Consider the following 7,281-nt stretch of genomic DNA (forward strand, 5'->3'; position numbering starts at 1 on the left):
GTCCGGGAGTGCGGTCGCTTCGGGGTCAACGTGCTCGGGTCGACCCAGTCCGCTCTTGCGCTGGGGTTCGCCAAGAAGGGCGGGACCGGCAAGTTCGACGGTGTTCACTGGGAGCTGCACGACGACCGGCCCCGGCTGCCGGGGGCCCCGGGGTGGCTGGCCTGCGAGGTCACGAGCCTGGTCGACGGTGGGGACCACGTCGTGGCTCTCGGCACGGTCGTAGCCGCGGGAACCCTCGACGGCCGGCCGCTGACGTACCACGGTCGGGTGTTCGGCACCCACGCCCATCTCGAGGAGTCGGCGTGACCACCCGGCAGCCGCCGGCCGAGGCGGTGCAGCATGCCGTCGCGGCCCTGGCCGAGGGCCGGATGGTGATCGTGGTGGACGACGCCGACCGGGAGGACGAGGGCGATCTGATCCTCGCCGCCGAGTGCGTGACCGAGCAGCAGATGGCGTTCCTGGTACGCCACACGACAGGGATCATTTGCGTCCCGATGCGCGCCGACCGCGCCGAGGGGCTGCGGTTGCCGCAGATGACCGCGGACAACACCGACGCGCACGGCACCGCGTTCACGGTGACGGTCGACCACGTCGACACGGGCACGGGCGTCTCGGCGGCAGACCGGGCACGGACGGTGCGTGCACTCGCCTCCCCGGCCACCCTTGCGGACGAGCTGCGCCGGCCGGGGCACATCTTCCCGCTGCGAGCTCGGGAGGGTGGCGTGCTGGTCCGGGCGGGGCACACCGAGGCCGCCGTCGACCTGACGACCATGGCCGGACTGTCGGGCGTCGGGGTGATCGGCGAGATCGTGGACGAGGACGGGTCGATGCGCCGCGGCGCCTCCTTGGCCGCGTTCGCCGCCGAGCACGACCTGCCGGTGCTCGCCATCGCCGATCTCATCCGGTACCGGCGGGCCACAGAGCAGCTGGTGGAGCTGGTCGCCAGCTCGCAGATGCCGACGAAGTTCGGGGACTTCCGGGCGCTGGCCTACCGCAGCACCCTGGACGGAAGCGAGCACCTGGCGCTGGTCCTCGGGGACGTTGCGGCAGCGGGACGGACCGAGGGCGGCGCACTGGTCCGCGTGCACTCGGAGTGTCTCACCGGCGACATCCTGGGCTCCCTACGCTGCGACTGCGGCGGACAGCTAGAGCAGGCGCTGCGGGCCGTGGCCGCGGAGGGCTGCGGCGCGGTAGTCTACCTGCGCGGACACGAGGGCCGCGGCATCGGGCTGGCGCACAAGATCCGCGCCTACGCCCTGCAGGAGCAGGGGCTGGACACGGTGGACGCCAACACGGCCCAGGGCCTGCCCGTCGACTCCCGGAGCTACGGCGTCGGCGCGCAAATCCTCGGCGACCTCGGTATCACCCAGCTGCGGCTGATCACCAACAACCCGGCCAAGTTCGGAGGGCTGGAGGGCTACGGGCTGACGATCGTCGGCCGGGTGGCGCTGCCGGTGGTGGAGACGCCGCACAACGTCAGCTACCTGCGCACCAAGCAGGTGCGGATGGGCCACCATCTGCGGACGCGCGCCGCCGAGGCCCTGGATGTAGGTCTGATACCCGAGCCAGTTCCTGCAGCACGCCGCGACGGCGTAGGACCCGGACTGGCACTGGACCGAAGCGAAGCCGAACAGATAGCTGTGACGGCCCCAGCATCCGGTGGCGGCGTTTGGTCAACGTCGCTCGAAAATTGACCCCCTAGCGTCGGGCGGGTTCCACGCCTAGGACCCCGTGTCCGTAACGGTTGACCGGTTCGCAGCGTCGGGGTGGCGTGCCGCCGTGGTGTGGGCATCGCCTCCTCGGTCGGCCGGGTCGTGAAGCGTGCTTCTTCGGTCTGAACGATCTCCGCGCAGCGCCGGTCGTAGTTCCAGGGGTTGTTCCCTGTACTGGGAGTTCCGGTCAGGTGGTGGCCGGCTGGATCGGGGTCCAGCCGGAGTTCCTCAGCTTGCGCAGGTTGTGGCAGGCGAGATGGAAGAACCACTCGAAGTCGGCTTTCGCCGCGCCACGCAGGCGTAGTCGGTCGCCGTTCTGGGCGACCTGGATCTGTCCGAACACCGGTTCGACGATGGCCTTGCGTCGGGCGTAGGCGGTGCGGCCGTCGGCGGTGCGCAGCTTGTGCGCCATCTGCTGCTTGGGTGTCAGCCCGTCCGGGGGTGGTCCGGGTGGGGCCACCGGAGGAACCTCGCCGTGGCGGAGCCGGCCGGTGGCGATCAGCGGGTCGATGCCGGCGGCGGTTGTCGCCGCGACGTTGGCTGCGGAGAAGTAGCCGGCGTCGGCCAGGAGCCGGTCGGGGCAGCCGCGCAGGCCGGCCGCGGCCAGGAAGTCGTTCAACCGGGTCAGCAGGTCGGGCAGGGCCGGGGCGTCGGCCCCGGATTGGCGCAGCTGTCCGGCCAGCACCACCTGATGGGCCTCGTCGACCACGGCTTGGCCGTTGTAGCAGTACTGGAAGGACCCGTCGGAGGTCTTCATGATCCGCGCATCGGGGTCGGTGAACGACCCTTGCGCCTTCGGCGGCACGACCGCGGTGGCCGCGGCTGCCTCGGCGGCCGCGCCGGCCTCGGCCTCATCGGTGCCGCGCTCGGCGGCCCGGGCCCGCGCCTGCTCCCGCGCGTTGGCGGCGTGCTCTGCTTCCAGCGCGGTTTTGGCCGCTCGGATGGCCGCCAGCCGGGATTCCCGCCGGGCCAGCTCCGTCGGCAGCTCGTCGCCGCGGCGATCGGCGCCGTAGGCGGCGTCCTCGGCGGCGTCGACCCGCTCGGCGTCGGCCAGCAGGTCGGCGACCTCGGCGGCCAGCCGCGCCTCGGCGGTGACCATCCGGTCATAGCTCATCGCCCGGCGCCGGCTGGCGTCGGCGCGGACCTTCGTCCCGTCCAGCGCCACCCGGCCCAGCGACACCGGCCCGGCCCGGGCGCACAACGCCAGTGACTGGGTGAATGAACAGTTCCTTCAGCGCCGCCCCGTGCCGGGTGCGGAACCGGGCGATCGCGACGAAGTCCGGGCAGGTGTCCCCGGTCAGGAACCGGAACGCCACATCGTCGTGGCAGCGGCGTTCCAACGCCCGAGACGAGGTGATGCCGTGCGAGTAGCCATAGATCAAGATCTTCAGCATCAGCCGCGGATCGAACGGCGGCCCGCCCCGCGCTTCGGTGTAGTGGTCATAGATCGCCGACGGATCCAGCCCGTGCTCGACCAGGTCATCGACCCACCGCGCCGGATGGTCGGCAGCCACCCACTCGCGCAGATCCGGGGGCAGCAACATCGGCTGGTCCTGCAGATACCGCCGGAACGTCTTGTCCACCGGCCGCTTCACCGGCGGAACTCGGCCCGACACATCGGCCTCGATCTCGATCAACACCGGCTGCTCATCCGCCCGCGGCCTCGGCATACCTGATCATCCCGTGGCCCGGGCCCCGCGGGCATTACCGACACGGGGTCCTAGGGCGTCGGACACGGTGCGGTTGTCGACGCCGAGGGCCGCGGCGATGGCCGAGATATGAGGCGCTCCCTCGACCAGCAGCCTAAGCAGACGCACGTCGAGCCTGGTCAGGCCCCGCAGGTTCCCCCGCGGGGAGAGGAGCACCGCGGCACAAAGGTGGTCCAGGGGGCGGGCGGGCGCAGTCCAGCGCGCTGACCCGGACCAGCCGCTCGCCCACCGTCGCCGTCGTCGGGCTGCCCCGTGGGGCGAGGAAGGTGACGCAGGTGGTCGGCATCGGCCAGCTCGGCCACCGCGGCAGCGAGGACCGGAGCACCGGGGGCCAGCAGGCGGTGGTCGGGCGGCCCCGGCAGGGCAGCGTGTCCCCGCCGCGAGTGAGCACGATGCCGGCGGTGGCCGCTTCGACGATGCGGGCAGCGCGGCGATCTCCCGGGTCCGGTCCAGCCCGTGCGCGATGACCTCGGTGACCGCCGCAATCGCCAGCCGGATCTGATTTGTCGGCGCTGCGCCGCGTGCTGGCCGGGTGGAGCCGGAACCAGCGGGTGCCCCCACCGACCGGCTCTGCCCGATTTCGAGGGACGGCCGGTTCGGCTGCGCAGACTGACAGATGACCCGCCCGGGTCCCAACCGTCCAGACGGTAGGCAGCTAGGCTCTGGCCTAAACCGGTGAGTCAGAGGAGGACTGCGATGCGCCTGGTCAGGTACTTCACGGCTGGAGGGCCTGTTCACATCGGTGCCTTGGAAGGGGACGCCGTGGTTCCCCTGGCTCTGGCCGATCACGGGGATGACTCGCCGCTGCTGGAGATTGCCATGAGCCGTCGTCGACCTGACGACATCGGCGCACCGGTTCCTCTGGTCCAGGCGCATCTGCTCTCACCCCTTCATGCGCCGACCACCATCCGCGACTTCCTGACGTTCGAGGCCCACTACGCCAACTTCCTGCAGGGACAGACCGGCTCCGCCGACATCCCTGCCGAGTGGTACCGCACGCCAGTCTTCTATTTCACCAATCCCGCAGTCGTCTTCGGCCCCGGGGATGAAATCCCTCGCCCGCAGACCGAGCAGCTGGACTACGAACTTGAGGTTGCTGTCGTCATCGGTCGCGAGGGAGCGGACGTCAGCGTAGCCGATGCGCCTGACCTGATCGCCGGCTACACCCTGTTCAACGACTTCTCCGCGCGGGACATCCAGAAGGTGGAGATGGCCCTGGGGCTGGGAGCCAGCAAATGTAAGGACTTCGCCCAGTCGCTCGGCCCGTGCCTGGCCACCCCGGACGAGTTCGGCGGTGAGCCGGGGCAGCCCCGGGCCCGGATCCGGGCGCGGGTCAACGGCCGCGAGTACGGCGTGGACGACCTGGCCAACATGACGCACAGCTTCGCCCGCCTGATCTCCCACGCCTCGACAAGCTCCCGGCTGCGTCCGGGAGACGTACTCGGCTCGGGGACAGCGGCAACCGGCTGCATCATGGAGCTGGCCGGCCTGCACGGGCACAAGAAGTACCCGTGGCTGCAGCCTGGTGACGTCGTCGAGCTGGAGGCTGAGGGCATCGGCGTGCTCAGCAACACGATCGGCCCTCGTCGTGGCTGACGCGGGGGCCGGGATGGGTACAGGAGACGCTGACGAGGATCTGATCCGCTCGCTGATCGCCAGGCTCAGCAACTGGGGTCGTTTTGGGGCGGACGACCAACGCGGGACGCTCAACCACATCGGACCCGAGCAGATCCTGGCCGCCAAGGACTGCATCAGGTCCGGCTCCGTGGTCTCGATGACGCTCCCCTACGACAGCGCCGGGCCGCAGATCGGTGGCATCGGGCGCAACAACCCCCAGTTGTTCATGCTGGCCTCGGGCACCGACTACCTAGCCGGTCGCCAGGATCCGCTGCCCGGCGCCTGGGGCGCAGCCCGCGGCATGGGCTACGCCGATGACTACCTCGTGATGCCCACCCAGGTTGGCACGCAGTGGGACTCGCTGGCCCACGTCTTCTTCGACGGAAAGATGTACAACGGTCGTTCGGCGTCCGAGGTGGGGACCCAGGGGGCGGCGCACAACGGCATCGAGAACTACCACGCCAAGCTGGTGACCCGTGGCGTCCTCTTGGACATCCCCCGACTGCTCGACGTGGACTGTCTGGAGCCGGGGACCGCTATCACCATTGAGCACCTGGACGCCGCATGTGAACGGCAGGGGGTGCAGGTAGGCACCGGGGACGCGTTGGTGGTCCGGACGGGCTTCTTGGAGCAGCGCCGCCGCGATTGGGGTGACTTCGGGCGCGGCGGAGACGCTCCCGGTCTCTCGCTACACACCCTGCCATGGCTGCACGAGCACGAGGTGGCCGCAGTGGCGACCGACACCTGGGGAGTCGAGGTGCGGCCTAACGAGGTCGCGTTCTTCCAGCCGTTCCACATCGTCGGCCTCACACACATGGGGTTGGCCATCGGTGAGATCTTCGATCTGGAGGCGATCGCGGACGCCAGCGCCGCCGATGGACAGTACGACTTCTTCTTCAGCGCCGACCCGCTGCCGTTGACCGGTGGCATCGGGTCTCCGGTCAGCGCACTGGCGATCCGGTGAGCTGACTGCACGGACGTCTCAGGCGGTGCTCTCGGTCCTAGCCGAGGGCACCGCCTGAGACTTCGGTGCGGAGGGTCTGAGGAGACCCGATGCCGCTGAGCAGGAGTTCCATGAAGTGGTCGGCGACCTGGGCGGCGCTCAAGGCACCCCCTGGACGCAGCCACTGGTAGGTCCAGTTGCACATGCCCAGGACCGCCAGGGCGGTCAGTTCGACGTCAGCGACGTCGAACCGTCCGGCAGCCACGCCGTCACGCAAAGCGGCCACGAGGACACCGTGGTACTCGTCGCGCTTGACCTGGATGGCCTTTTGCTGATCTGTCGGCAGTTCCCGGTAGTGCTCGAAGAAGATCCTCAACCGGCCGGGGAAGAGCTCCATCAGACCCACGAGGTCAGCGATGATTCCGCGCAGTCGGTCGACCGGCGAACCAGCCGAGTCACGGAGCCTGGCCTGCTCAAGGAGGTGGTCGATCATCTCCTCGTGGATGTCCACGAGAATCAGGTCCTTGTTGGAGAAGTAGTAGTAGAGCGAGGCCTTCTTCACGCCCACTTCCTGGGCGAGCATCTCCATGGTCGTCTCGTGGTAGCCGTGCTGTTCGAACAGCCGCGCCGCGACGTCGATGATCTGCGCGCGGCGAGAGACCCCGTCAGTGCGATCGGCCACTGTTCCACCCCTGTCTACGCAACTGGCGACGTTCCTGCGCTTCCTGCCCGCGGCAACCGCTGCAGGCCTGCTGGGACCGGCACCTGCAGGGCGTTCACCAGCACAGCAACCTTTCGGTACTGGCCGGCCACGACCAGTAAGCCTACCAACTGGCCGGTAGACCAGCCGTCGAGTGTCAGTTCCTCCCACAGACCGTCGGGCAGCACCCCGGCATGGTCATGGCAGGCGTCGGCGAGCTGCAGCAGCCGCTGGTCCGGCGCAGGCAACGACTTGGGGTGTCTCGCCCCGGGTTTGATGGAGGCTCTCAATCCACGTGAGGATGAGAGTCATGGCGGCACCGAGGAAGTACCCCGACGAGCTGCGTGAGCGGGCGATCCGGCTGGCGGTCGACGCCCGGCGTGACCCGGCCACTCGGACTGGAGCGTTGAAGCGGATCGCCGAGCAGCTGGGCATCAACCCCGAGACGCTGCGCAACTGGGTCATCCAGGCCGAGGTCGACGAGGGGCACCGGCCCGGGACAACGACCGATGACGCCACTCGGCTGGCCGAGCTCGAACGGGAGAACCGGGAGCTGCGCCGGGCGAACGCGATCCTGAAGAGCGCGTCGGCTTTCTTCGC

General features: G+C 69.6%; 6 protein-coding genes and 1 pseudogene. 5 read left to right on the forward strand and 2 right to left on the reverse strand.

All coding sequences use genetic code 11. The annotated features are described in order from the left end of the window. Together BM142_RS23990 and BM142_RS23995 are read left to right on the forward strand one after the other, a co-directional pair. Positions 1-306, forward strand: a 306-nt coding sequence (locus BM142_RS23990) for a flavin reductase family protein (RefSeq protein WP_139228952.1), incomplete at its 5' end; no start/stop codon positions are given. Beyond that, positions 303-1,694 (forward strand): bifunctional 3,4-dihydroxy-2-butanone-4-phosphate synthase/GTP cyclohydrolase II, encoded by a 1,392-nt coding sequence (locus BM142_RS23995; RefSeq protein ID WP_254791238.1) that lies wholly within the window; start codon positions 303-305, stop codon positions 1,692-1,694. The genes BM142_RS23990 and BM142_RS23995, both read left to right, overlap by 4 nt. A gap of 205 nt (positions 1,695-1,899) precedes the next feature. On the opposite strand, the pseudogene BM142_RS24000 reads toward BM142_RS23995, so the two are convergent. Further along, a pseudogene (locus BM142_RS24000) lies at positions 1,900-3,295 on the reverse strand (IS1182 family transposase). An 822-nt stretch (positions 3,296-4,117) separates the two neighbouring features. On the opposite strand from BM142_RS24000, the gene BM142_RS24010 reads away from it, so the two are divergent. Together BM142_RS24010 and BM142_RS24015 are read left to right on the forward strand one after the other, a co-directional pair. Next, on the forward strand, positions 4,118-5,017 hold the full coding sequence (locus tag BM142_RS24010) for a fumarylacetoacetate hydrolase family protein (RefSeq protein ID WP_092204048.1): 900 nt from the start codon (positions 4,118-4,120) through the stop codon (positions 5,015-5,017). Beyond that, positions 5,010-6,002, forward strand: coding sequence for a cyclase family protein (locus BM142_RS24015; protein WP_217640876.1), 993 nt, complete (start codon positions 5,010-5,012; stop codon positions 6,000-6,002). The genes BM142_RS24010 and BM142_RS24015 overlap by 8 nt, the downstream gene beginning before the upstream one ends. Before the next feature lie 37 nt (positions 6,003-6,039). Here BM142_RS24015 and BM142_RS24020 read toward each other — a convergent pair whose 3' ends face one another. Continuing rightward, on the reverse strand, positions 6,040-6,663 hold the full coding sequence (locus tag BM142_RS24020; protein WP_175527433.1) for a TetR/AcrR family transcriptional regulator: 624 nt from the start codon (positions 6,661-6,663) through the stop codon (positions 6,040-6,042). A 328-nt stretch (positions 6,664-6,991) separates the two neighbouring features. Between BM142_RS24020 and BM142_RS24025 the strand changes: the two genes are divergently transcribed. After that, a partial coding sequence (locus BM142_RS24025; RefSeq protein ID WP_175527179.1) for a transposase occupies positions 6,992-7,281 on the forward strand: 290 nt, incomplete at its 3' end.

It is taken from the genome of Blastococcus tunisiensis (genome assembly GCF_900112815.1).
GTDB lineage: Bacteria > Actinomycetota > Actinomycetes > Mycobacteriales > Geodermatophilaceae > Blastococcus_B > Blastococcus_B tunisiensis.

Bases quoted from the DNA above. Each gene is read 5' to 3' on its own strand.
- BM142_RS24010 (WP_092204048.1), top strand. From the start codon at position 4,118: ATGCGCCTGGTCAGGTACTTCACGGCTGGAGGGCCTGTTCACATCGGT.